General features: G+C 50.5%; 25 protein-coding genes. 2 read left to right on the top strand and 23 right to left on the bottom strand.

What is annotated here, in order from left to right; translation table 11 throughout:
• Nucleotides 1-1,378: hypothetical protein (locus NT002_09110; protein ID MCX6829422.1), on the top strand; the 1,378-nt coding region annotated here is incomplete at its 5' end.
• Nucleotides 1,379-1,488: 110 nt separating this feature from the next.
• Here NT002_09110 and NT002_09105 read toward each other — a convergent pair.
• The 20 genes from NT002_09105 to NT002_09010 form a co-directional block, all read right to left on the bottom strand.
• A complete protein-coding gene (locus NT002_09105; GenBank protein ID MCX6829421.1) occupies nucleotides 1,489-3,291 on the bottom strand; it encodes a S49 family peptidase in 1,803 nt (600 codons plus the stop codon).
• A complete protein-coding gene (locus NT002_09100) occupies nucleotides 3,270-3,839 on the bottom strand; it encodes a hypothetical protein (protein MCX6829420.1) in 570 nt (189 codons plus the stop codon). Before NT002_09100 ends, NT002_09105 begins: the two co-directional genes overlap by 22 nt.
• A gap of 140 nt (nucleotides 3,840-3,979) precedes the next feature.
• Nucleotides 3,980-4,969, bottom strand: coding sequence for a DUF1028 domain-containing protein (locus NT002_09095; protein MCX6829419.1), 990 nt, complete (start codon nucleotides 4,967-4,969; stop codon nucleotides 3,980-3,982).
• 61 nt (nucleotides 4,970-5,030) lie between these two features.
• Nucleotides 5,031-5,912 carry a hypothetical protein gene (locus tag NT002_09090; protein MCX6829418.1) on the bottom strand — a complete coding sequence of 294 codons (882 nt, stop codon included), beginning with the start codon at nucleotides 5,910-5,912 and terminating at the stop codon, nucleotides 5,031-5,033.
• Between the two features lie 304 nt (nucleotides 5,913-6,216).
• Entirely contained in the window at nucleotides 6,217-6,996 is a 780-nt protein-coding gene (locus NT002_09085) for a PhzF family phenazine biosynthesis protein (GenBank protein ID MCX6829417.1), read from the bottom strand.
• Between the two features lie 333 nt (nucleotides 6,997-7,329).
• Nucleotides 7,330-7,788, bottom strand: coding sequence for a hypothetical protein (locus NT002_09080; GenBank protein MCX6829416.1), 459 nt, complete (start codon nucleotides 7,786-7,788; stop codon nucleotides 7,330-7,332).
• 496 nt (nucleotides 7,789-8,284) lie between these two features.
• On the bottom strand, nucleotides 8,285-9,343 hold the full coding sequence (locus tag NT002_09075; GenBank protein ID MCX6829415.1) for a DUF1573 domain-containing protein: 1,059 nt from the start codon (nucleotides 9,341-9,343) through the stop codon (nucleotides 8,285-8,287).
• Nucleotides 9,344-9,509: 166 nt separating this feature from the next.
• Nucleotides 9,510-10,184 (bottom strand): ABC transporter ATP-binding protein, encoded by a 675-nt coding sequence (locus tag NT002_09070; GenBank protein ID MCX6829414.1) that lies wholly within the window; start codon nucleotides 10,182-10,184, stop codon nucleotides 9,510-9,512.
• Between the two features lie 3 nt (nucleotides 10,185-10,187).
• Complete coding sequence (locus NT002_09065) at nucleotides 10,188-11,408, bottom strand: ABC transporter permease (GenBank protein MCX6829413.1); 1,221 nt, start codon at nucleotides 11,406-11,408, stop codon at nucleotides 10,188-10,190.
• A gap of 12 nt (nucleotides 11,409-11,420) precedes the next feature.
• Complete coding sequence (locus NT002_09060; GenBank protein MCX6829412.1) at nucleotides 11,421-12,176, bottom strand: hypothetical protein; 756 nt, start codon at nucleotides 12,174-12,176, stop codon at nucleotides 11,421-11,423.
• A 168-nt stretch (nucleotides 12,177-12,344) separates the two neighbouring features.
• Nucleotides 12,345-12,671, bottom strand: a complete 327-nt coding sequence (locus tag NT002_09055) for a metalloregulator ArsR/SmtB family transcription factor (GenBank protein MCX6829411.1) — start codon at nucleotides 12,669-12,671, stop codon at nucleotides 12,345-12,347.
• Nucleotides 12,671-13,744, bottom strand: coding sequence for an ACR3 family arsenite efflux transporter (gene arsB / locus NT002_09050; protein ID MCX6829410.1), 1,074 nt, complete (start codon nucleotides 13,742-13,744; stop codon nucleotides 12,671-12,673). The genes NT002_09055 and arsB overlap by 1 nt, the downstream gene beginning before the upstream one ends.
• A 221-nt stretch (nucleotides 13,745-13,965) precedes the next feature.
• Nucleotides 13,966-14,658: an aromatic aminobenezylarsenical efflux permease ArsG family transporter gene (locus NT002_09045; protein MCX6829409.1), complete on the bottom strand. Its 693-nt coding sequence runs from the start codon at nucleotides 14,656-14,658 to the stop codon at nucleotides 13,966-13,968.
• Nucleotides 14,658-15,161 (bottom strand): nitrophenyl compound nitroreductase subunit ArsF family protein, encoded by a 504-nt coding sequence (locus tag NT002_09040; GenBank protein MCX6829408.1) that lies wholly within the window; start codon nucleotides 15,159-15,161, stop codon nucleotides 14,658-14,660. Before NT002_09040 ends, NT002_09045 begins: the two co-directional genes overlap by 1 nt.
• Nucleotides 15,162-15,163: 2 nt before the next feature.
• Nucleotides 15,164-15,559, bottom strand: a complete 396-nt coding sequence (locus NT002_09035) for a putative zinc-binding protein (protein ID MCX6829407.1) — start codon at nucleotides 15,557-15,559, stop codon at nucleotides 15,164-15,166.
• A gap of 32 nt (nucleotides 15,560-15,591) precedes the next feature.
• Complete coding sequence (locus NT002_09030) at nucleotides 15,592-15,825, bottom strand: thioredoxin family protein (GenBank protein ID MCX6829406.1); 234 nt, start codon at nucleotides 15,823-15,825, stop codon at nucleotides 15,592-15,594.
• A gap of 13 nt (nucleotides 15,826-15,838) precedes the next feature.
• Nucleotides 15,839-17,137, bottom strand: a complete 1,299-nt coding sequence (locus NT002_09025; GenBank protein ID MCX6829405.1) for a permease — start codon at nucleotides 17,135-17,137, stop codon at nucleotides 15,839-15,841.
• Nucleotides 17,138-17,230: 93 nt separating this feature from the next.
• A complete protein-coding gene (locus NT002_09020; protein MCX6829404.1) occupies nucleotides 17,231-17,551 on the bottom strand; it encodes a metalloregulator ArsR/SmtB family transcription factor in 321 nt (106 codons plus the stop codon).
• A gap of 189 nt (nucleotides 17,552-17,740) precedes the next feature.
• Nucleotides 17,741-18,832: a VWA domain-containing protein gene (locus NT002_09015; protein MCX6829403.1), complete on the bottom strand. Its 1,092-nt coding sequence runs from the start codon at nucleotides 18,830-18,832 to the stop codon at nucleotides 17,741-17,743.
• On the bottom strand, nucleotides 18,833-20,296 hold the full coding sequence (locus tag NT002_09010; GenBank protein ID MCX6829402.1) for a magnesium chelatase: 1,464 nt from the start codon (nucleotides 20,294-20,296) through the stop codon (nucleotides 18,833-18,835).
• A 189-nt stretch (nucleotides 20,297-20,485) separates the two neighbouring features.
• Here NT002_09010 and NT002_09005 point away from each other — a divergent pair, with 189 nt between their 5' ends.
• Nucleotides 20,486-21,280: a class I SAM-dependent methyltransferase gene (locus NT002_09005; GenBank protein MCX6829401.1), complete on the top strand. Its 795-nt coding sequence runs from the start codon at nucleotides 20,486-20,488 to the stop codon at nucleotides 21,278-21,280.
• A 21-nt stretch (nucleotides 21,281-21,301) separates the two neighbouring features.
• Here the strand turns inward: NT002_09005 and NT002_09000 are convergent, their stop codons facing one another.
• The 3 genes from NT002_09000 to NT002_08990 are packed head-to-tail and all read right to left on the bottom strand — an operon-like array spanning nucleotide 21,302 to nucleotide 23,220.
• Nucleotides 21,302-22,162, bottom strand: a complete 861-nt coding sequence (locus NT002_09000) for a DUF5777 family beta-barrel protein (GenBank protein MCX6829400.1) — start codon at nucleotides 22,160-22,162, stop codon at nucleotides 21,302-21,304.
• A gap of 8 nt (nucleotides 22,163-22,170) precedes the next feature.
• Nucleotides 22,171-22,764, bottom strand: coding sequence for a YceI family protein (locus NT002_08995; GenBank protein ID MCX6829399.1), 594 nt, complete (start codon nucleotides 22,762-22,764; stop codon nucleotides 22,171-22,173).
• A gap of 18 nt (nucleotides 22,765-22,782) precedes the next feature.
• Nucleotides 22,783-23,220, bottom strand: coding sequence for a hypothetical protein (locus tag NT002_08990; GenBank protein ID MCX6829398.1), 438 nt, complete (start codon nucleotides 23,218-23,220; stop codon nucleotides 22,783-22,785).
• Nucleotides 23,221-23,280 lie beyond the last annotated feature (60 nt).

The following is a 23,280-nucleotide window of genomic DNA, read 5'->3' as shown; positions in this document are numbered from 1 at the left end:
TCAGAGCCTGATATCGCTGAGAAATGTGATGAAGGGGTCGGAGGAATATTGGGTGACTTATCCGGCCCTGGCCTATCGGTATCAAACCAATCCGTTATTTCTTTCCGCCGATTGTTTTCTGACCAAAATACATCACCTGCAGCGTCTCAAATGGCTTCTCACCGATCCCGGTAACGAAATCGAAGAGACGGAGATTTCGGCTATCATCGACAGTGTGCATGTTCTCGGAAAAGGCAGAAGTCGTGCTGAGTTGACATCATTTCTGGCAGCGCTGGCCAATCCTGAAACCGACAGTGCAACGCAGACAAGTCTGACGGCGATGATTCTTTCCGCATCCGAACGAACGAAAACCAATGCTGTTGCCGTTGCGAGAAGCCTTCAGATGACTCTTCCGGAAATCCCCGATGCCGATCTGGCGGGGGACTGGGATTACTTATGTCGCGAAATAAAGACCGATATCATGATAAAGCCGGAGCGGACTGTCGCACGGATGAATGATATATTGTCGCTACTGCGTAAGACGGACAACGCCCGGATGTTCATGATATCGAACAGTACCGACCGGAATGCCACTTTTGATATAATTGAGAAGCTGGTGACCAAGCTTGATGCAACCGGCAAATCGATCAGACAGACCTACTCCAAAACTGACAGGATAACCGGCCGCCTGCGCGATCGCGTGCCGGGTCTGAAAAATCCCGACTATGTCGGCTTGGTCAACGAAAATACCCGCAATGGGGTGATTATCTCCTCGGCCCGGGATGCCGGCATCTATGACATCAGCACCAGTGCTATTATCAATGATTTGGCCGCACGGATGTACACCGGCGGCGGCGGCCATAGTCTTTTCATGAAAACCTGGGGCGCCGGGCTGGCGTACAGTAACGGCGTTTCTTACAACGAACGTAACGGCCGGGTGGGGTATTATGCCGAAAGGTGTCCCGACATTTCGGAGACAATGCGCTTTGTGGTGGATCAGTTAAAAACGCCGCTGAACGACCCGAGCCTGGTTGATTATGCTACCGCCCAGGTATTTCTCAGTTCCCGAGCCGCTTCCACTTATGAATCACGCGGACAGGGAATGGCCAACGATCTGGCCGATAATCTCCCCCCGGATATGGTTCGCAATTACCGCCGGAAAGTAATGGAGGTGCGCAAGACCGCCGATCTCATGAGCAAAATGAAAGCGCGTGTCGAACCGGTTTTGGGTTTGGCGCTGGTCGGATACGGGCCGAAACAATCCGAAAGCCCGGAAGCAAGTTTCTTCATTATCGGCCCCGAACCCCAGTTCAAGGCGATGGAGGAATATATCAAAGCGACCGATGGTGAACAGCCGGTATATCGCCTTTACCCGCGCGATTTCTGGCTGACGATGTAACTTGCACGGTGCAGAAAGCGTAGCACAAACGGCGGCCGCCCGGCCGCCGTTTTCATTTGTTTAATATTCGCAAAGGATTCTTTCAATCATATTGATATTTCAGGCGACCGCTATTTGATCGTCGGGTAAGTGCCGGGGAGAAGCATCGGCAGCGACTTACCCTGATGCTCTGCGAGCATCCGGATATATCTATAGAACGGCTCCGCATTCATTTCGGCCGCAACCGACGCCATCGGCGAACGAAATCTAAATAGACCTTTGTCTTTGGGTATTTCCAGAATTTCCACATCCGCCGGTTTCAGTCCCGCCGTCGTTTCAGCCAGCGCCAGTGCCGTCATTAGCCCGCCGATTTCATCCACCAGCCCGTTTGCTTTTCCCTCGGTGCCGGAATAGAAATGCCCCTCGCCGATTCTTTTGACATCCTCAACCGACATCTTTCGTCCGGCGGCCACTTTCTGGACAAAGATATCGTAGCACTTTCTGATAAACTCCTCCATCTGTGTCCGTTCCTCGGGCGTGAGATTGCGGGCCGGGACCTGTAATCCAAGGAATGGTATGGTGATACCGAATCCTAAGTCGGCATGGTCACCCCGTTTGACAAAATCGGAGGTCATCCCCAGTTTGCTGCTGAAACCCAGATCGTAGAGCCAGCCGCCGATGACACCGATAGAGCCGGTGATAGTGAGTGGTGCGGCGACAATGCTCCGGCCGTACATCGAAATCCAGTATCCGCCCGAACCGGCTACCTGTCCCTGGCTGATAATGACCGGCTTATTCTCGGCGCATTTCTTGAGCGCCTCGGCAACCAGGTCGCTGGCCAGACCATCGCCCCCCGGGGAATCAACCCGAAACACCACCGCTTTGACCGATTTGTTGCGTGCCAGGCTCAAAAAGACTCTTTCCAGCCATCGCGCCTTGATTCCGGTATCCATGGCGCATTCGCCGAGGCCGTACACCACAGCCACTTTGGGTCGGGCGCCCCAGGACTGCGGCGGCAGGGCGATATCGTACAATTCAGAGGCTGCCATTTCGTTCATATTAAGGCCGGTCACGGTCGATACCATTTTTCTCAGATCCGACCAGCGGGCCAGCGTATCGACCAGATGCGCTTCGAGCGCCGCATCGGCCATGAAATATGACTTTTCGTTGATGAGTTCATCATACTGCTCCGGGGTCATCGTGCGCGAAGCACAGATATCGGCCCGCACCTCCTCGTACCAGTCATCCAGATAGTTCTGGTACTGTTCGCGATCCGGATCGGACATCCGGTCGCGGCTGAGCACTTCGACCGCCGACTTGTACTTAAAGAAGCGCCATTCGTCAAAGCCGAGACCCAGTTTGGCCAAGGTCCCTTTGAAATAGGTTTTTCCCAGAGCATAGCCGGAAAGCATTACGCTCCCCTCGGGATCCATGACAACTTTATCGGCAACTGAGGCGAGATGGTATGAGGTCATCGCGGCATTATCGATGAATATGATGACCTTTTTACCACTGTCACGCGCGGCGGCTAACTCCCGCCGAATTTCCCAGGCATGCTCGGGAAGAATTCTCATTCCGGAGAGATTTAGAGCAATAGCACCGATCCGAGGGTCATTCGCGGCGGCGCAAATATTCTGAAGAATATCCATGAATCGAAGTGTTTCGTTATCGAACCAAACATATCGCTGATAATCGACCGTTCCTTTCATGTTAACGGCAAGGTACTTTCGGTTTCTCTGTCCCATGTTACTGAAAACGCTCGGCTGAAGGCCGCCTGTTCTCAGCGAATAGGTATAGTGCGAAATATTGTGATCGGAATCATAATGACCCTGCGCCCCTATTTCCGCATGGCCGAAATTGATCGCGAGGCCGATCGTGAATGCTTTACTCTTGAAATATCGTCCTACCAGGCTTATTCCCGAAACCAATTCCACCGCCGCGCCGACACTCCAGGGTGCATCGGAGATATCGATCCCCTTCTGCCAGGCGCCGTCCTTTTCAGCGAGAAATTGCCGATCAGGCCCAGCGATAGATATTTCCCCGGACGGGCAAGGCCGCCCAGACTTATAATCTTCTCCCGGCCCATGGCGCCGTTGCCCCCGGAGGACCAGCCGTACGCCAGCCCGCTCGCGAAGTCACCGGTACCGAATCCGGTCGATATTTTGTAATCGGTGACTCTGACATCTCCGAATTTCCGGCTCTGGACACCGAATCCCAATCCCCGCACGCCGGAGAACGACCCCCAGTCATGGAATGATGAAGCATCAACGCCGTTAGTCGACCAGTAGAAACGAGACTCGCCGGTTTTAAGCAAGGCCAGATTAGCCGGATTGACAAACCCGACCAGTCCATCCTGAAATGCGCCGGGGGGCGCAATAAGAAAATTATAGCGGGAATAGTAATCGGGAAGTGCAGTCGTCCACACGTTGCTCCCGAAAAACGTCATCACCAGAATCAAGGACAACAGGATATTTCTTCTCACAATACCTCCAGATTGATTTTTGAATATCACAGGGGAATATGATAGATTTCATTTGGAAATGGCAAGATTAAAAGATATTACTCATGCTCTTTATAATAGAGGCGCGACCTGTGAGCCAGTTGAGACAACTGATGATATATTTATTGCGCTACAATCCGGTCGATGATTTTCTGGTCATTGGGAAGCAGTTCCGATTTAACCAATCGCGGGACCAATACCCGCCATGAATCATCCATCTTGAATACTTCCTTGAAAATTGGAAGCGCCCGTTCGAGTTCGCCGGCCATCACCAGAGTTTGCGCGTGCCAGAAAAGTATTTCGGCGTTGCCGGGGTTGAGCTCGGCCGCTTTGCCATACTCGGCATTGGCCTCGTCATATTTTTTCTCGGTGATATATTCGTCGCCCTTATCCATGTGTCGGTAGGCGCGCGAAATATTGAGTAACCGCCGCAGGTCGACCAGCGGCTGCGGGGAATCATCAACCCTGATATCGATAATCCGGTCGCGCCAGCTCATACCGGTCGGCTTGCCGCTCACGACCACCATCGCGGCCGACTGCATGCCGCGGATATCGCCCCCCTCTTTTTGCGCCGCTTCCAGCGCCGCCATCATCCGCTCGGCCAGATGCCCCTTGGCTGATTCGAAAGCGGTTGCCATGGCACCCCAGACCGTGTTGTTGCGCATCAGATTCGCCTGCACCGAGTACAGCTTGCCGGTGTGATGCCCCGCCTCGGCGATACATTTTGAGCCGGTATGGGCGGCGACCACGCCGTTTTTGTCGATCATGGCCACCTGACGCACGGCATTGTTGGAATCGCCGGCCAGAAGCCCCGCCAGCGCCTCTTTGGCCGACTTGCCGTTCTTCATCATCGCCAGTCCCAGCGGCCCGTAGGAAAATTCCACCAGCGACTGGGTGGCCACGGCGCCGATACCCGGTTCCAGCCAGATCACATCGGCCACTTTGAAATAGTGCGACTGCACCGCCGCGCCGAACTGGCCGGTGGCGCTGTCATAGGCGACAATCGAATAAGTGTTGACCGGTTGTATTGGCGTGTATGCAGGCTCGTTTCCACCTGCCAGCGCGGCGACCGCCAGCAGGGTGAGGGCAATGGTGAGTTTCAGGATTTTCATTTTCGATTCCTTTCATATTTATCTGGACGAGAATATCGAATGGGCACCACGGTTGAACATACTAAGGCAGAGATTCAAATATATATTCATTGGACGCCACGCCTTTTGAAGTTTCAACAGTTATCTTACAATACATTCTTGCATTGACGATATTGATAGGTAGCTCAGGTGCATCGGCAAGCATTTGACGATCTTGGCCTCTTAGCATTATACTGATTCCCGTATCACTCCAGACAATTATGGATTCGCTGTGCAATCTCATGTTTGTGAGTAAATGCGGCCCCCTGGAAGAAACGGTAATTATTTCTCCGTTGGCGGATGTATCGACTTGAAGGAGAGAAATGGAAATGATCACAGTGCCCATCTCATTTCCAAAATTTAGGCCACGAATTTGTCCGCGGAATGCCGGGGGTAAACTGGATATTTCACTTCGCACAGCCCAAATGACTGGTCTTTCTTCCTTTATGGCTTCTATATTTGACTGGTAAACTAGCGCTTGAGAGTCCAGTTGCCGGCTATCGTCGGGCCGAAGACTCTTTTCATTGATTAATGAATCAATTTTGTGATTTAAGTCAGCAATAGTACGTGCATCTTCCTCCGATTTAATATCCTTTACCCGCAATACGGAATCATTCAACGCAATTTGCCTGACCAATGAATCTCTCTTCGCCTGCAACGGCTGGATTTCGGTCTTTATGCGGCCTATTTGCTCTTTCAGGTTTTGTCTCTCTTCATTGAAAAAGCCGGCAAACCAAAGCGATAAGAGACCAATGATGGCGAGAATGAGTGGGGCCAGAGCAGCAATATAGCTGGGCTTACGCCACCAGGGGCGGGCCAATTCGGCACCTTCTAACTGAAGTTTCTTATTCTCTAGAAGGAGCTTTTCAATTTCCAGGCTCTTAAGTCTGCTATTATTGCTTTTTTGATCTTGTTCTTCGTTCATATCGTGGCTATTTATCCGTAGACAAATATTGGGCCATAATCAGAGGAACCGGAGACTATTGGCCGCAAGCAGAGCAAATGGATAATTCGAGTGCTTCCAATTGCACAATCTCTGCCATGATCCATAAAACCAGACCCTTTAGATTCTCCGGTTGATATCCGTGAATAAAGATAACTTCTTATAAGGCATATTTCAAGAGTAAAGCGAAAGATTGCGCCAAAATAATTAGGAAAGGGTTCCTGCCGGCGCGAAATAAAATGTCGGGTTTCTCGCAGCCGCTGGCGCGGCATCTTGGAACCACGACCTACAATAAAATCTCGCCGACAAAAAATGTCACGGCGCGGCCGCTCATTTTCACCCGCTCGCCAAGATATTCGCAGAAAAGCTCGCCTTTTCTCTGCGAGAGCTGAATGGCATGCAGAGATTTCTTATTCAGCCTCTCCGCCCAGAACGGAATCAGCATCGAATGAGCCGAGCCGGTCACCGGATCTTCATTAATCCCCAGCCCTGGCGCAAAAAAGCGGGAAACGAAATCGCACTTTTTCCCCGGCGCCGTAACAATGATACCATGGCTGTCGACATGTTTCATTTTTTCAAAATCAGGATCCATGGTCAGGATATCATCTTCATCGCCGAAAAGGGCCAGAAAATCCCTCGCCTTGAAAACCTGCTGCGGCTCTTTCTTGAGCGACTCGGGCAGGCCATGGGGCATCTCGGCCGGTGCGGCATGATAGGCCGGGAAATTGAGCGAAATGAGATCACGATCCCGCGAGGCAACCAGTTTCCCGCTCAGTGTCTGGAATTCGATGGTATCACCTTTATGCCCCAGGTGATTGAAAATGACATGAGACGAGGCGAGCGTGGCATGGCCGCAGAGATTGATTTCCACCCTGGGTGTGAACCATTTCAATTCGAAATGGTCGCCTCTGGGAACAAAGAAAGCGGTCTCGGAGAGATTATTTTCGGCGGCGATATTTTGCATCAGCTCCATATCGAGCCATTGTTCGAGCGGGCAGACCGCCGCAGGATTCCCGCCGAACAGTTTACTCGTAAAAGCATCAACCTGATAAATGGGTATCTTCATGATAACTTTCAGTTCCTCTTGCACGCAAGAAAAGATTAAGAGTATTCAAGGATCACATTGGAGTACCAACGCCCTTCGAGATAATTGACTCACATGGTCGCCGACATCCAAAATCCGATTCCGATGAGTCCAATGCCGGCGGTGACTCGAATAGGCTTAAGCACTCTCTGCGCTAATTCACAATTCGGCCATGACCTCCCGCAACAGCTGTTGGGTCGGCTCGTGGTTGGGACACCCTTCAAAGTAAAGGAGTTCTATTTTCATGCTTTCATCCTTAAACACTACTCAACAAACAGGTGTTTGAACACCTGGCCGCTGCTGTCGCTGAAGAAATTACTTCGGTTTTACCGCAGGCGAATTGAGCGGCGTCCCCACGGGGATATCACACCGATGATTCGGCTGTCCGTGCGGTGGATTCATGCCCGGAGCCGTCGTGGGTGGGGCAGTCTGAGAAGGGACATTTGGCTGCGAGGTAATAATTGGTGTCGGCGGCGTCCCCGGAGGCGTATCGAGCGGCGCCCCCACGGCGATATCACACCGGTGATTCGGCTGTCCGTGCGGTGGATTCATGCCCGGAGTTGTAACAGACTCGGGGGTCATAAGAGGTGGAGCCTCAATACGATTAGCCGCAGGGACGGGCGAATCTGTTGATAATTGAGGAGATGCGGGGGCAGACTGTGTCGTGCCTGAATTAGCGCCTGGACCCTCGCGCGCAGGGATTTCCGATGATTTCTTGCAGGCCATCGTAAAAACCATGAAGAGAATGACAATCGTTATGCTTAAGCGCTTCATAAAGAACCTCCTGCTTTTGATGAGTATATTGTTTGACGATCCCTAAATAATGCAAATGCCTTATGCGGCTCAGTCGGTTCAAGGCTTGTCCTTATTTAAGAGGGACCATTTCCATTAATCACTTTAACTCCTCAAAGGAATCACTCTACTGATAGGCCTTTGAATATCCGGCCGCCGATCACTCCGGTAATGAGCCCGACCTCCTTCGGTACCCAAAGGTGCTGCGGCACCGTCGACTGCGCCAGGGGAATACGCCCCGCCAAGTCACCGCAACGCACGTGCGCATTGTATCGTGACCACAAATTTCTCTCTGATCACCGCAGCAGGATGCCAAACGCAGGAAAATTATGGCTCTATTTGGATTTGATAAAGCCGCAAACATCTGCGCATAGTGCTTGACTTGATTTATACGATACTTCGACATCTATCGAACAATACTAGATTGGTTTCATCCTGTCAAGTACTTTAATGACATCGCCCAAATATGTAATAGCTGTCAAGGGCCAAAAATGATACTGTAAGGCACCGATGTCACCGGCCGATCCTTGTCGTCGGTAGTGATTGTAACAGATCCAGTCACATTTTGCCTGGCACCGAGCGCCGTTGACTTTGGGGTCATGGATATTTCGTACTGCTTTTCGGCTCGTAAAGTATCGATATGAAAGGTAAGCCTTTGGTCTGCATCCTTTATATCCAGGAGATGCAGCCGCGCCTCATCAACGTTGCTGGTTACCCTGATTGTTTGTTTCGCAAACTTGGAGTCGTTTTTCAATGTATCCATAAAGAATCGCACCGTTTCCGGCGAAATGTCGACATCGCCTGTCACGGCACCGATAATCTGCAAAGTGGCTTCCAATACAGAACGATCGCCGGCGCGAGCGGTGATCGTCGCACTGATGCGGCCGACGGGCATCGCCGAAGTTCCCGAGACTTCGACATTAAGACGCCCCTTCTCTGCCCCGGGTTCGGCGGGACTTTTTGCCAGATTAGCCGTTATATATGACGACGATGAAGTAAATCTAATGGTCTTGATTATTGATGGGTCTTTTACGAGCAGAGTTGCTGTCTTTGAAACAGACTGTCCCTTACGAATCTTTCCCATATCAAGGTTGTATTGTTCGAAACCAAACACGATCTCAACGAGGGCCGAGACATTCAATAACGCGCGCGGATTCCGAGAATCATTCGATTCAACGGTAATTGACTTATTCTGCCGGCCCCTTTTATGACTGGTGTCAAAGGTAACTTCGATTTTTCCTTCCCCACCCGGGGGAATATCCGTGTTTGTGAGCACGGCCGCCGTACAGCCTCACGAACCCGCAGCCCTGATCAGTCGTAAGGGCGCATCCCCGGCATTCCGTACAACAAACGTATGCGAAACCTTCGATCCCTGGGCTATGGTCCCAAAATCGTAACTTGTCTCTGGAAAATTAATTTGTGGTCCGCCGGATACATTAGTACTGTCAGTTCCCGATTTTGCGCCCGGTGTCGCAGCTCGTAATTGATTTATCGAGGCGGATTCGGACGAGCTATGCGATATATTCTGAAAAACCATCCATGCCACAACTACCGCTACGACAGCCATAAGACCGCTTATCGACCAGATGGCATAGCGCCTATGCTTGACTTGCTGTTTCGGAACGGTGGACGGCATTTGTTTGCCAATCTTTGAAGCAGTTGCGTCTGTTTGCTTAATTCTTTTCTTATTTTTTTTTGCCATATTAGTTTGACCCGTTTTCAATTCTACCGTCTTTCAGGCGAAGCTGTCTATTTCCAAATTTGGCCGCCTCCGGGCTGTGCGTGACCATAATAATGGTCATGCCTTCCGTATCGTTTAGATTCTTCAATATTTTCAGTATCTCAAGCGACAGGTTAGGATCCAAATTACCCGTCGGTTCATCCGCCAGAATCACATCGGGACTGTTGGCAAGAGCACGGGCAATCGCAACCCGTTGCTGCTGTCCCACCGAGAGTTCACGCGGCAGATGCGCCCTTCGGTCTTCAAGACCCAGCTTCTGCAGCAATCCTAAAGCCGAGGCTTGAGCGTTACCGTTTCTTTCGGCATTAAATAGCATCGGCAGCATGACATTCTCAAGCGCCGACAGGTATGGAATCAAATTGAAAGTCTGAAGAACAAAGCCGACATTTTTGTTTCTATATTCGGCCAATCTCGGCTCGGGCAATGAATACACATTCTTTTCTTCATAAGTTATAGAACCGCTGGTGGGATGATTGAGACCGCCCAGTGCAAGAAGCAGAGTTGTCTTACCCGACCCGGAGCCGCCGGTGACGGTTACAAAACTTCCCCGTTCTATCGTAAGAGATACATTATCCAGAGCGCGGATTGTCCCATGCCGGCCGGTGTATATTTTGCTCAGATTCTTGATGATATACATCGATCATACCTCCTGCATAATGACAGCAGGATCGAACCGCGATGCCCGCCGTACCGGCAAAATACTTCCCATCAAGGAAATCAGCACCGCTACAATAACTGACAGGAGCAAGTAAATCGGGACCGGTGATATCTTTAGCCCGGCAAGTTGCGGTCCCAGTATCATGGCCGAACCGGTACCCAGGATATATCCGATAATACCGCCGACAAGGCCAAGAATGACGGCTTTGGTCAGGAACATACGATATATTATCGAGCGCCGTGTGCCGACAGTGATCAAAATGCCTATCTCGCGGCGTCTTTCTTCGACATTTGCCCACATATAGTTACCGATGGTTATAGCTCCGACCAGAATAATAATTACCAGAAAAACAAGAGAGATCTTGCTCATCAGTTGATTGGTTTTAATCTGAGTGCTGACAATCTGATTGATAGTGGTTATACGGGTATCGGGAAGAATATTCCGGAGCTTGCCCAGAAGCCCGTCGGAAATGGCCGAGCAGCATCCCATGATTTCAATCGCACTCACCTGGTTACCTGTGCCCAGCGCCTGCTGAACCGTATGCAAGTGCGCATATATCCGATTATCATCGATTGTCCCTGTCTCAGGTATGACTCGAGCTACCGTGAACGATCTCCCCGACATTTCGAGGATATCATTCTCACGCAAATTCAGTCTTTGAGCAATGACACTTCCCACCAGAATATCATTGACGGCAAGAGAATCAATCGCCTTGCGTTGCAGGCGTTCATCCTGGTATCCAAATGATTGATTGGCTGAATTTTTGGGATCGCAGGCCGGGTCGAGGCCGGGTCCTATGAGTCCCGCTGTTTGCCAGATCGGTTTGGATGCCAGCTCGTTGGCCGGAAGGATGCCGGTCAGGATTACCGGTATTTCCTTTATCTTCAGGCGCCGGGTCAACTTGGGGGACAGATTGTCAACACCGGGAAGCATTGATGTCGCCAATCTCTCCACATATTCTTCCGGGAAAGTAGGCGCATCTATATCGGCCGAATAATAATCATCCACCGATGCGGCCTGCGGAAGAACCAGAATATTGGCGCCCAGGTTGTCGAGGCTGACCTTAACCGCTTTCTCGGATACCGTCGCAACCGACTGGATACCGACAATGACCGCTATGCCCAGGGTAATTCCAAGCAACGCGGAAATAAGCTGTGATTTTCTCAGCCACAGTTCTTTCCAGATGATGGTTCGCAATCTCATTATCCGACTTTCCTATTTCTTGGCCGGCGCACAGGAGGCATCGGGCTTGGCAACGGTCGATGGACAGCAGCCGCCGATCTTCTTTTTGGCAGCCGTAACTAAGTCAGCCACCTGCATCGCACCGGTATACATACCGGCAATCTGACCCTGAGCATTGGCTACTAAAGTCACCGGTTCGGCGGAAGTCATATTAACTTTCATTTCGGTCAAAAAGCCTGCTTCCGCCGGATCATCCATATTCACTTTTACTTGCACCGATTTCCCGGCCATTTGCTGGCAAGCCATGGCGCAGGCGCTGTTGACCGTTTCGACCGTATTCATGCTCTTACGGTAAGCTGTTATAAAAACAGCATTCCCCGTCGAAAGAGCCTTAATAATTTCTGCTTTCTTGGGTGAGGGAATCATCTTGACCAACTGGTCCACCGTCCCTTGCTGTGCGATCAGACCGCCCGTGATTATCCCCGTCGAGGAGGTGACCAGAATTAGAGGGACCGGCGCTCCGGACAGTCCATATTTGGACACAAAATCAATATTGGCCGGGTCGCTGCGGTCAAATTCGATTTTCACTGAACCGGGGACTCTGGCCATTGCGTTGGCGATAAGCTCGCGGGCCTGCTCAACCTGCATGGCCGTCTGGTCATACATTAGAATAAATGCCGCCTTGCCCGCACCGGCGGCGGACTCCATCTCCTGCTGCACGGAGGCAAAGGCCATGACGGCCGCAAGAATGATGATAATTGCACTGACGCTAACCTTCCGTAACATCATTACCTCCAATCGAAAATTATTTTGGAATACTATATTTTCTGCTTTTCTCTCTTCAGCAAGTAATAAGGATAAGTAATCTATTTCTCAACTGACGTCATAGAGCATATATATTTTGCCTTTGCTCATGTTATCACCGTCATTAATCAGTTCGATGAAAACAGCAGTAGTTCATGCACACTTACTGGTCGCCATGTATTTCTTGAGCATTTTCAAATCATTGCGATATGGATTGAAACCGGCGTAATTCCGTCTTAAAAAGCTTCGCAGTTCATTGACCAGGGGCGAGTTGTCAAGTCGATAATGGACCCATTTGCCATTGCGACGATCAATCACGAGTCCCAATGCTTTCATACGCGACATATGCCGGGACACCGTCGATTGCGGCAACTTCAGAACCGCCATAAGATCACAGACACATAATTCCTGATCCAGAAGCAGGATAGCGATTCGCAATCGGATTGGCTCGGCCAAACCCTTGAATAGCTCGATTGTCATCAGTTTGTCTCCTGTGTCGCGACTCCCGCAACCATGAAGTATCGGCGGCGGAAATAAAGGGCGACATTGACCAGACCAATCATCACCGGCACTTCCACCAGCGGCCCGATAACCGCCGCAAAGGCAACCCCCGAGTGAATGCCGAAAACCGCCACCGCCACCGCAATAGCCAATTCGAAATTATTAGACGCCGCCGTAAAGGACAATGTGGTTGTCCGGCCATAATCGGCGCCTGCTTTCTTGCTTAAGTAGAAACTCACAAGAAACATTAGAATGAAATAGATTAATAGCGGTATGGCAATGCGGACGACATCCATTGGAATCTTGACAATATGCTCACCCTTAAGGGAAAACATGACAATGATCGTAAAGAGAAGGGCGAGCAATGTGATCGGTGAAATCTTCGGAATGAATTTTTGATGATACCACTCTTTGTTTTTCAGATTTATAAGCGCGAATCGAGTGATAATACCGGCCAAAAACGGAATCCCCAGATAGATAAAGACACTCTTGGCGATCTGCCCGATAGTCACCTGAACCAACGCTCCCGAAAGGCCGAAAAGTGGCGGCAATTTTGTAACGAATATCCAGGCGAAAACGGAATATAAGAGAATCTGGAAAATGGAATTGAAAGCGACCAGCCCGGCGGCGTACTCCGGATCACCCGAGGCGAGATCGTTCCAAACAATCACCATGGCGATACATCGTGCCAGCCCGATCATGATCAGTCCGACCATATACTCGGGGTAGGCGGGAAGGAATATTATGGCCAGAAAGAACATCAGGATCGGCCCGATGACCCAGTTCTGAATCAGGCTCAAACCCAGAATTTTGAAATCCCGGAACACCCGCCCCATTTCCTCATAGCGCACTTTGGCCAGAGGCGGATACATCATAAGTATCAATCCGATCGCAATGGGGATATTGGTGGTACCGACGTTGAATCGATTCCAGAATGAAGGAATATCGGGGATAAGGTACCCCATGCCAACCCCGACAGCCATCCCCAAAAAGATCCAAAGGGTAAGGTAACGATCCAAAAATGAAAGTCTCTGTTTCATTTGTTGTGTCATCCCCGGTGTCTCCCCATACAATATGCTATAATTACAAAATGCTACTTTTATAGACGACTACTTTACATATCCGCTTATGCGAATATAAGAGTATATCGGCAGGCTGTCAAGCGATATTTAGCAATTCTTGCTCTTTCCTTGCCGGCGGCGGAATAGGCCTTGGCGACGACTGTCAGGAGGTAATGTAAAAACAAGCAGACCATAGCGTTAGGGGTTTGCTTCTATATTGGCAGACCAAAGATATATATCAGAGAATAATAAATTCCCACGATTATGAAAGTCACACCCGTGATACGTCGGACCCATTTTTCGATATGGCTCAATTTGTGGAAAGCCTTTCCGACTGTCTGCGCTCCGAACGCCAGAAGGAAAGCGAAGACGATTACCGGCAGGCCGGTTCCGATTCCATAAAGTGACGGTAACAGAATTTTTGAATTATGTTGTACTGCCAGAGGAATAAGGCTTCCAAAAAACAGGGCAGCGGAAACGGGGCATAAGGATAAGGCAAAGACGAAGCCTATGAAACCGGCGCCAAAGACGCCTCCCTTTTCCGCCCATTTTCGGGCTTTTTCACCGGATGACACTCCGAAACCGCCGAAGCGAATGATATCAAGAAGAAATACCCCGACAATTATTAAGAGCGGGCCAAGTATGATATTCAGATACCGCTGCAGGAAATTGGAAAGACCGGGAATGGACAGCAACCCCGCCGTGATAATGACCCCCAGAACCAAATAGGCCAGCATCCTTCCCAGTGTATAAGCCAGGCCGGAAAAGAGAATGCGGCCCGTTCTGCCGACCTGCCGCCCGATAAATGATATGGCGGCGATATTGGTGGCCAGCGGACAGGGGGAAATGGAAGTCAATATTCCCAGCCAGAGAGCCGAAACTGATGCAATCAGGATTGAATCCATCAATCGACTTTCATGAAAAGAGCGACCTCGTCACGGATATATTTCTTAAAGGCCTCTTTATCGCCAAGATGCTCCCAGACCTTTTCCAGATTTTTCCAGCGTGCCTGTTTGCCGTCATGCATATCGACCAGAACTACCGACTTGGTGTACAATTGATAATCATTGAGAAAATGATTGTTGGCCTCCTCATCAGTATTAACCACTCGCCAGACAAGACTGCTGTCTTTGAGAGCCGCGCCATAAGCGCTGTCAATGGCCTCCTTGGTATAAGACTCAATCTTAATGCAATTCGAGCAGCGGCGGATTCCATGGAAATAGTATGCCAATACCTGGTGCACCGACGGCACGGAAGCTTTTGATGAATCCGAGGTTGCCGCCGCGGGCACGACCGGTTTCCCCTCAAGTTTCGGGATTCCGGCCGTACGGCTGGAATCGGCGCCAGTCATAGCGGTCAGCGCGATAGCCAATAGTAAAATTGGTAGAACAATCAAGCTGCGTTTCATTCTTATTTTACTCCTTCGCTGATAGTTTTTAAAATCTCTGAGACTTCATGATATACGCGCCCGACATTATCGTCGGTGACCGGGGTTTTTCCTTTAATCATCCCCAGATCAGTTATTCTGATATGCTTGAAATTATTGAAACCGGCCTGGTCGAGAGTATGGGCGGCGCAGTCCAGCGGACACCCATCAATAGCCACAAGGCCGGCGGCCGACTGAGTTGATTTCATTATGCCGCTTATTCTCCCACCAATACCTGCCAGGCAATACATCGTCCCGATCTTATCGCGGGTCAGTTTGCGCGCGGCCAGGTCGGCGATCTCACCCGTGTCGGCTGCTCCGGAACAGGCAAATATCAATTTTGGCGAAATACTGCAGGCGCAGGGCTTTTCTTCGTTCATAGCGCTTATTCTCCTTATCAATCGTTCTGCACTCAGGCAAGCAGTTTCTTAATTTCCTCAACACTTGGGACCTTGCCTGTCACTTTGACCACGCCGTCCACTACCAGCGCCGGTGTCATCATCACGCCAAAGGCCATAATATCATTGATGTCGGTGACCTTCTCGAGTTGATATTCTATTCCCAGCGCCCAGGCGGCCTCTTCAGTGGCCTCGGCCAGTTTTTTGCATTTGGGGCAGCCTGTCCCCAAAATTTGCAGCTTTTTCATAACCTATATCCTCCTAAAAAATAGCGCCATAAAGTAATCCGGTAATGGTCGCCATAATAACGACAATAACCACATAAACCACGGTCTTTTTTGTTCCCATAATGCTTCGCAGGACAAGCATGCTCGGAAGCGAGAGTGCCGGCCCGGCCAGAAGAAGCGCCAGCGCCGGCCCTTTCCCCATACCGCTGCCGATCAATCCCTGTAGAATCGGCACTTCGGTAAGGGTTGCGAAATACATAAAAGCCCCGACTATCGAGGCAAAGAAATTGGCCCAGACCGAATTTCCGCCGACCGATGCACTAATCCATGAGGAGGGTATCAGACCCTCTTGACCGGGACGCCCCAGAAAGGCGCCGGAGAGAAGAACGCCGATAAGAAGCAGCGGCATGATCTGTTTGGTGTACCCCCAGGTGGCATCAAACCAGTCGCGGCTTTCTCCCTGCGAAGTGGAAGTGATAACCGAAAGCCCGATTACCGCGGCCGCAAATGGTATCATCGGCTGATCCCGAAATATTATCGCCAGAATAGCCGCAGGAGCAACCGTAAGAAGCACTTTCCACCAGTGCAATTTAAACCAGACAATCAGGACCAGCCCAAGAATCAGAGCAAGTACCGCTGTTATTATCCATTTGATGTTATAGACCATATAGTACAGCCCGGTCTGCAATTCTCCTTTGCCCCAGTTGGCGAAAACCAGAATTCCGACCAGCAGGGCAAAATAGACGGCGGTTCTCCAGAGCGCGCGGGATTTTATATCCGGCGGCAGCGCTGTCTGATTATTGACTCTTTGCGCCTCCTCTTTACGAAATATGAAGTGCATCAGAAGGCCAATGATAATACTGAATGAAATCGCGCCGACCGCGCGGGCAATGCCGATTTCAAGCCCCAACACACGGGCCGTAAGAACTATCGCCAGCACATTAATAGCCGGGCCGGAATAGAGAAAGGCAGTGGCCGGCCCCAGGCCGGCGCCCATCTTATATATGCCGGCAAAGAGGGGAAGTACCGTGCAGGAGCAGACCGCCAGAATGGTTCCGGAAACCGAGGCCACCCCGTACGCCAGAACCTTATTGGCTTTGGCACCGAGGTATTTCATGACCGAGGCCTGACTGACAAAGACCGAAATCGCCCCGGCGATAAAAAAAGCCGGTATCAAACAGAGGAGCACATGCTCCCGGGCGTACCATTTGGTCAGATAAAGTGCTTCCTTTATCGCATTATCAAAGCGGATAGAGCCGACCGGCAGATAGAAGCAAACCAAAAAGAGGGCGATAATTATTGTCAACGGTTTCCATTCTCTTTTCCATTCCATATTTATGCTTCCCTTATCTTGCTGAGAACATTTTGCTTATCATGGCAATTGTGGACGAGAAATTTGCCATGACAGTCGTTTGAATCCTGCCTATCATTTTACCAATGCCGATCGTTCCTCGGCGGAGGTTTTCAAAACCGACTCGACACAGCCGAAGAAGTTCAGGATACAGGGGACTTTCAGACTGTAATAGACTTGCGCTCCCCGTTTCTCATCGCGGACGATTCCAGCAGTCTTGAGGACCGACAAATGTTTTGAGACAGTAGAAACATCGGCGCCGATTTTTTCGGTCAGTTCGTTGACACATCGCTCATTTCGGGTAAGCTCCTCGATGATGAAAAGGCGGGTCGGGTGGGCCATCGCTTTTATGATTTCAGCGCGGGCTTCCAGCCGCGCCTGGGTTTTAATATCCAATCTCTACTCCTTCTTCAATTTATCGGGCCTGCCCGGCCAGGCGGGCAAAACCTGAGCGGTATTTTCCAAAACCATTGGTCATTTTACCAATTGGCCAATATATTTCTTATACAAAATTTGTCAAGGAATGGTTGAATTTTTTCTTAAATCAGATGCTGTAACTCAGCCACCGTGCTGGACAGGAATGACTTACCGCCCCTTGCGGCGATGGCTCATGAAATCCCAGAATAAGTAATCGCCGAGATTATCGGCGGAGGCGAAATATGCGCGGCCGCGGTTTAATTCGGTCAATTTGCGCACAAACTCCTGCAGGTAGGGGTCATCGGTAATCATAAAGGTAGTGATAGTAATTTTTTTCTTGCGGCAAATGACCGCCTCATCGAGGGTGCGATTGACAATCATCGGGTCGAGACCGATCGGATTCTTGTAGGGGCGGCCGTTCCTTTTGACAATCATCGATGGTTTGCCGTCGGTGATCATGAAAATCTGCTTGTTGGGGGATTTCTTGCGGAGAAGAATCTGCCGGGCCATCTGAAGACCGGCTTTGGTGTTGGTATGGTACGGCCCGACCCCGATATAAGGCAGATCCTTTATTTGTATTTCGTGTGCATTGTCGCCAAAGAGAACGATGTTGAGACTATCCTTGGGGAATTTGGTCAGAATTAATTCCGTGAAAGCCATCGCCACCTGCTTGGCGGGGGTGATACGATCCTCGCCGTAGAGTATCATCGAGTGGGAAATATCAATCAGGATGACAGTGGAACAGTTTGTGGTTTTCGAAGTATCGAATACTTCCAGATCGTCCTCATGCATTTCCATCCCCAGCGAGCCGGTGCGGGAGATGGTGTTGAGCAGCGAGCCGCGCAAGTCGATGTTGAGAAAGTCATCACCGAAATCGAACGGCTTCTTCTCGGGCAAGATCTCCTCGGAATATCCGCCGCCGAGCGGCGCAGGATGATTGCCGATACCGGAAGCTTTGAGCTTCTCGAATATCCGGTCAAAAGCATCTTTGCGCAACCCCCGCTCGCCTTTACGTGTCAGGGAAGCGCCGTCTCTCTGCATGGCGATAATTTTGCTGTTGAGGAGCTCTTTCTTGAATTCCTCAAGGTCGAAATCCTCGGGGAGGTACCCCATCTGCTGCAGTTTTTCCATCAGTTTCAGGGCCATTTCGACATTGCCGTTCACCTGCAGAAGGAGATAGTTGAAAATCGCCAGAAGATCTTTCATGTTCTTGATCTTCTGGAAAAGAGAATCATTCCATCCGGAATATATAAACCGCATCTAACTCCTCAGAATATTTTCGATCATATCGGCATAGATGAAACGGTTGTCAGGCGATTCTTTGGCGATGATATTGGAACGGTGCAATCCCTCGAGAATCAGTTCCATAGCCAGATAAATCTCGCGCGGATCCTTGGACGGGAAAAATCGTTCGGCGATTTTTTCCAGTCCGACTATCTGCGAAAGGCGGCGCTTATATTCATCGTACGGTATCTCATCGGAGATTTCCAATCGCTTTCCGGTCGAGAAGAAGTCGATGACCGGCTCATAGATATTTTCCTCATCGGGCCGGGCATCGAGATTAACTTTCTCCCTGCGCGGCGCGGGGAAATATCGGGCGAAGGTGGTTTTAATCGCCTCGCCGATAAGGTTCACGGCCAGAATGGCCGGCCCCTCCAGTTCTCCCTCGTAAACCAGTTCCACTTTTCCGGCAATGGATGATATGACCGAGAAGAGGTCGCAGATACGGGGAATATGATCGTGGTCGTTATTAAGCGCCGCTCGCCGCTCGATATTGGAAATGAGGTTTTCATAAGCGGAAATGGAGAGCCGGGCCGATACCCCTGAAGACTGGTCGACATATTCGCTGGCGCGGGCCTCGAAAGAGATTTGCTCGATGATATCCCGAATGATTTCGGGAATGAATATTTTGGAGCCACGGTCGACCCAGGCCTCCTGACGGGTGATCGACTTGGCTTCTTCAAGAGTATTCGGGTAATGGGTATTTATCTGCGAGGCGATCCGGTCTTTGAGGGGGGTGATAATATTGCCGCGATTGGTGTAATCCTCCGGGTTGGCGGTAAATACCAGAAGCATATCAAGCGGCACCCTTATCGGGAAGCCGCGGATCTGAAGGTCATTCTCCTCGAGAATATTGAGGAGCGAAACCTGGATACGGGGTTGCAGGTCGGGAAGTTCGTTGATGGCGAAAATGCCGCGATTGGTGCGGGGGATTATGCCCCAGTGAATCGCCTCCTCATCGGAGAGGTCGAGCTTTTCGCGTACCGCCTTGATCGGGTCGATATCACCAATGAGGTCGGCCACCGATACATCGGGCGTGGCCAGTTTCTCATGATACCGTTCGCTGCGATGCAGCCATTCGATTTCCAGCTCATCGCCGGCCTCGGCCGCCAGCTTCTTATACCGCTCGGAGATGGGGGCAAACGGATTTTCGTTCAATTTGCTCCCCTTGATAATTGGAAGGTAATCATCCAAAAGCTCCACCAGCTGGCGGAGAATTCTGGTCTTGGCCTGTCCCCGCAAGCCAAGGAGGATAAAATCATGTTTGGAAAGAACGGCATTCTCCAGCTGCGGCAGGACGGTTCGGTCGTAGCCGATTATTCCGGGAAAACGTTTTTTCCCCGATTTTATCGAGGTCAGGAGATTCTTGCGCAATTCATCCCTGGTGGAGTGGGAGATATATCCGGAGCTTTTCAATCCCCCCAGCGTTTTGGGCAATTTCATATATTCCTTTCGGTCATTTTCAAATTATACGTATGGAATGAAACAACGGTTTACCCCTTAAAGTTCATTGGCGGCCGCTTTGACCTGAAGCGAGGTATCTATATGATTTCGATTGACTTGCCCTCCCGGATTAATATAATTGCCATAATATATTCAGAGTTCGAGTCGAATTTCAGATGGGAGTCACAGATGGAGATTAAGAAATACACCGAGGCCAACCGGGTTGCCTGGAATGAGGCTACCCCATATCATATGAGAGCCAAGAGAGATGAATGGTACAGAGCATTTGCGCGGCCGGGATATTCCTGCCTCGATGCGGTCGTGACCGGAGTATTGAATGAAATGGATGTCGCGGGCCGGGATATCGCGCAGCCGGGGTGCAACAACGGCCGGGAGCTGGTTTCGCTGAAAAATATGGGTGGGCGAAAGTGTGTCGGGTTTGATATTTGCGATGCCGTCATAGAGGAGGCGCGTCAACTGGCCGCCCATGCCAAAGCCGATTGCGAATTTGTCCGCACCGATATCTATGATATTCCGGACAAATACAACGACTCCTTCGACCTGATCTATATGTCCATAGGTTTTCTGACCTGGCTTCCGGATCTGGCCTGTTTCATGGAAAGAGCCGCCCGCCTTCTCCGCAAGGAGGGAATCATGCTGATTTATGATACACACCCCTTTCTGCATATGTTCGATTGTGACAAGAAAGATGATCCGCTTAAAGTAAGAGAGTCATATTTTAAGGATGATCCATGGGAAGACTATGGCAGTCTCGATTATTACGGACTGACACCGTACAATGGCACCGTTAATTACAACTTTGCGCATAAGCTTTCGGATATTATCAACGGCTTTCTGAGGAACAGGCTGCGGATTGTCCGCTTTGAGGAATACGAGCATGATATATCGGTTTGTTATGAATATATGGAGAAGACAGCCATGCGCCTGCCGCTCAGTCTTCTCATTGCGGGGAAAAAGGAATAGGGGGTCTGATGAATCAAACCCCTATTTTTTGAATCGCAACAGTCGCGTGATATTGAACCCCAGCCGCCATTCGCTGCTCCTGAATTCGTAATCGGTTCCGGCCAGGTACTGCGAGGGATTGAGCCAGATACTGTTGGTCAGGACGATTTTGAAAAAATGCCCGCCGGTGTTGAACTCCACTCCGAATGCGGCGGGCGTATATTTCCGGTGATAGCCGTCCACTACCGGCGACCACTCGGCCAGCACCCCCACAATCGAGTTCAAATAATACTCCAGATAAGTCCCGATAATTACCGAATGCCTGGTGTCGGTGCTGTATATATCGCTGTTCTGCAAATACGACGGCACCAGCCCGATGCCGAAATTTTTCTTTATCATGGTGTTGATTATCATCTGGCCGTAGTACTGGAAGTTGCGGGAATCGCCGGTGCTTCGCCCTTCGACATAAACCTCGCGGTTCCAGGCGGCGCCCGCCTGCAGGGCAACGACAATCGGGAAATCGGCGCTTCTAAGCTGCAGCAGTTTGTATTTAATACGCCAGTCGTTGTTGTCCTCGGCGTTGCTGATAGCGGCGGTGAGTACCATTTTATTGGTCAGGGCATATCCCAGCGCGAGGCGCATGTTGATCGGGCCATCGAGCCCCCAGAGATAATTGGAACCTTTTGAAACCGGCGGTGAAAAACGATGCGATATTTCAAACTCCAGGTCACCTTTTTGCAGAGTCTCGGTGGTTGGAAGGCTGACCAAATGACTGGAGCGGAAAAGCTCCAGGTCAAGTTTAACCGGCGCCTCGGTCCGTGTCCAGTGGCTTTGCTCGGTCTGCGCACTGCCCAACGGTGCCAGTAGAAGGAAAATGGCCAACGCAATAATGATATGCTTCACAACGCCTCCTATTTTTTATTTTCCATTGTCTTAACATAAAAATCCAGGCGAACAATCTGCGTATCGCTTAGCTTCATGAACATCAAAGAGGGAATTTTAATATTGAAATCGGACAGCTTGACCTGGAATTCGGTGGTAATATGGTACAGGGGACTCTGAGGAGTCACACTGGCGGTGATGGTCAGCGGTTTCTCTATCCCGTGGATATAGAACTTGCCCGAGGCCGTGATCAAAAAACCGCCCTGGGGTCCCTTTTCCACTTTGTCCAGTTTCCCGGCAAAATGGGTATAGGGAAATTTGCTTGTTTCGAGATAGTTTTCGCGCATATGGCGGTTGCGCAGTCCGATTCCGGTATCGAGGCCCTCCAGCGCCACCTCGAAATAGAGTTCGCTCTTGTCGCAATTCTGCCCTTCCTTAAGTCCTTCCCCTTCGGCTATGACATAACCATCGATGCGGTCGGTCACTCCTTCGAAATTATCCAGCGTAGCGTGTGATATGAATTTGACCAGGTTCTTCCGGGTCTTGTCAATGTGACACTCCTCGGCTGGCGCAAAACCGAAGACCAGAAGGAGCGACGTTATTGTCAGGAGAAGCTTTTTCATGATTGTTTACCAGCCTGATTAATTGTTCAGGGCCCCTTTCGAGATCCAGTTCTTGATATTCTGAATTTCGATGTTGGTCAAAGGGGGTTGCCCGAGAGGCATCCTGTCCCCCGTCGATTGGGTGCCGGAAACTTTGTCGACCAGATAACTCTGCGCCGTATCGCTCGGCATGACCAGCTTTTTGGCCGCATTTTCGGAAGAGGTGACATTTACTAATTTGAGGTAGGAGCTATCGGGAGTGAGAATCAGGCCCAACAGATGGCTGCCGACATCATGACATCCGGCCGTGGTACAGCCGCGGTTGTCAAAAATCTTTTGAATGTCTTGCGAAAATGACGGGTTTTCTTTGGTGGATGAGCCCCTCGGATTGATCACAAAATTATTGCCTCCGCAACCAAGACCGGCCAGGACCAGCAGCGTCATTATCAAGTAGAAGAGTTTCGTTCTCACAGGCATTCGGGACCTCCTGAACTTAATATTATGGCCGGGGCAACGCCCGGATTAGGTGCCAAAATA

The sequence above is a fragment of the Candidatus Zixiibacteriota bacterium genome (assembly GCA_026397505.1).
Classification (GTDB): domain Bacteria; phylum Zixibacteria; class MSB-5A5; order GN15; family PGXB01; genus JAPLUR01.
The sequence above is the reverse complement of the archived record's forward strand: the minus strand, read 5'-3'. Positions and strand labels throughout refer to the sequence as shown.

Coding starts and splice junctions, on each gene's coding strand:
- NT002_09095 (MCX6829419.1), bottom strand. CDS start 4,969: ATGAAAATCCTGAAACTCACCATTGCCCTCACCCTGCTGGCGGTCGCC.
- NT002_09090 (MCX6829418.1), bottom strand. CDS start 5,912: ATGAACGAAGAACAAGATCAAAAAAGCAATAATAGCAGACTTAAGAGC.
- NT002_09085 (MCX6829417.1), bottom strand. CDS start 6,996: ATGAAGATACCCATTTATCAGGTTGATGCTTTTACGAGTAAACTGTTC.
- NT002_09080 (MCX6829416.1), bottom strand. CDS start 7,788: ATGAAGCGCTTAAGCATAACGATTGTCATTCTCTTCATGGTTTTTACG.
- NT002_09070 (MCX6829414.1), bottom strand. CDS start 10,184: ATGTATATCATCAAGAATCTGAGCAAAATATACACCGGCCGGCATGGG.
- NT002_09065 (MCX6829413.1), bottom strand. CDS start 11,408: ATGAGATTGCGAACCATCATCTGGAAAGAACTGTGGCTGAGAAAATCA.
- NT002_09060 (MCX6829412.1), bottom strand. CDS start 12,176: ATGATGTTACGGAAGGTTAGCGTCAGTGCAATTATCATCATTCTTGCG.
- NT002_09055 (MCX6829411.1), bottom strand. CDS start 12,671: ATGACAATCGAGCTATTCAAGGGTTTGGCCGAGCCAATCCGATTGCGA.
- arsB (MCX6829410.1), bottom strand. CDS start 13,744: ATGACACAACAAATGAAACAGAGACTTTCATTTTTGGATCGTTACCTT.
- NT002_09045 (MCX6829409.1), bottom strand. CDS start 14,658: ATGGATTCAATCCTGATTGCATCAGTTTCGGCTCTCTGGCTGGGAATA.
- NT002_09040 (MCX6829408.1), bottom strand. CDS start 15,161: ATGAAACGCAGCTTGATTGTTCTACCAATTTTACTATTGGCTATCGCG.
- NT002_09035 (MCX6829407.1), bottom strand. CDS start 15,559: ATGAACGAAGAAAAGCCCTGCGCCTGCAGTATTTCGCCAAAATTGATA.
- NT002_09030 (MCX6829406.1), bottom strand. CDS start 15,825: ATGAAAAAGCTGCAAATTTTGGGGACAGGCTGCCCCAAATGCAAAAAA.
- NT002_09025 (MCX6829405.1), bottom strand. CDS start 17,137: ATGGAATGGAAAAGAGAATGGAAACCGTTGACAATAATTATCGCCCTC.
- NT002_09015 (MCX6829403.1), bottom strand. CDS start 18,832: ATGCGGTTTATATATTCCGGATGGAATGATTCTCTTTTCCAGAAGATC.
- NT002_09010 (MCX6829402.1), bottom strand. CDS start 20,296: ATGAAATTGCCCAAAACGCTGGGGGGATTGAAAAGCTCCGGATATATC.
- NT002_09005 (MCX6829401.1), top strand. CDS start 20,486: ATGGAGATTAAGAAATACACCGAGGCCAACCGGGTTGCCTGGAATGAG.
- NT002_08995 (MCX6829399.1), bottom strand. CDS start 22,764: ATGAAAAAGCTTCTCCTGACAATAACGTCGCTCCTTCTGGTCTTCGGT.
- NT002_08990 (MCX6829398.1), bottom strand. CDS start 23,220: ATGCCTGTGAGAACGAAACTCTTCTACTTGATAATGACGCTGCTGGTC.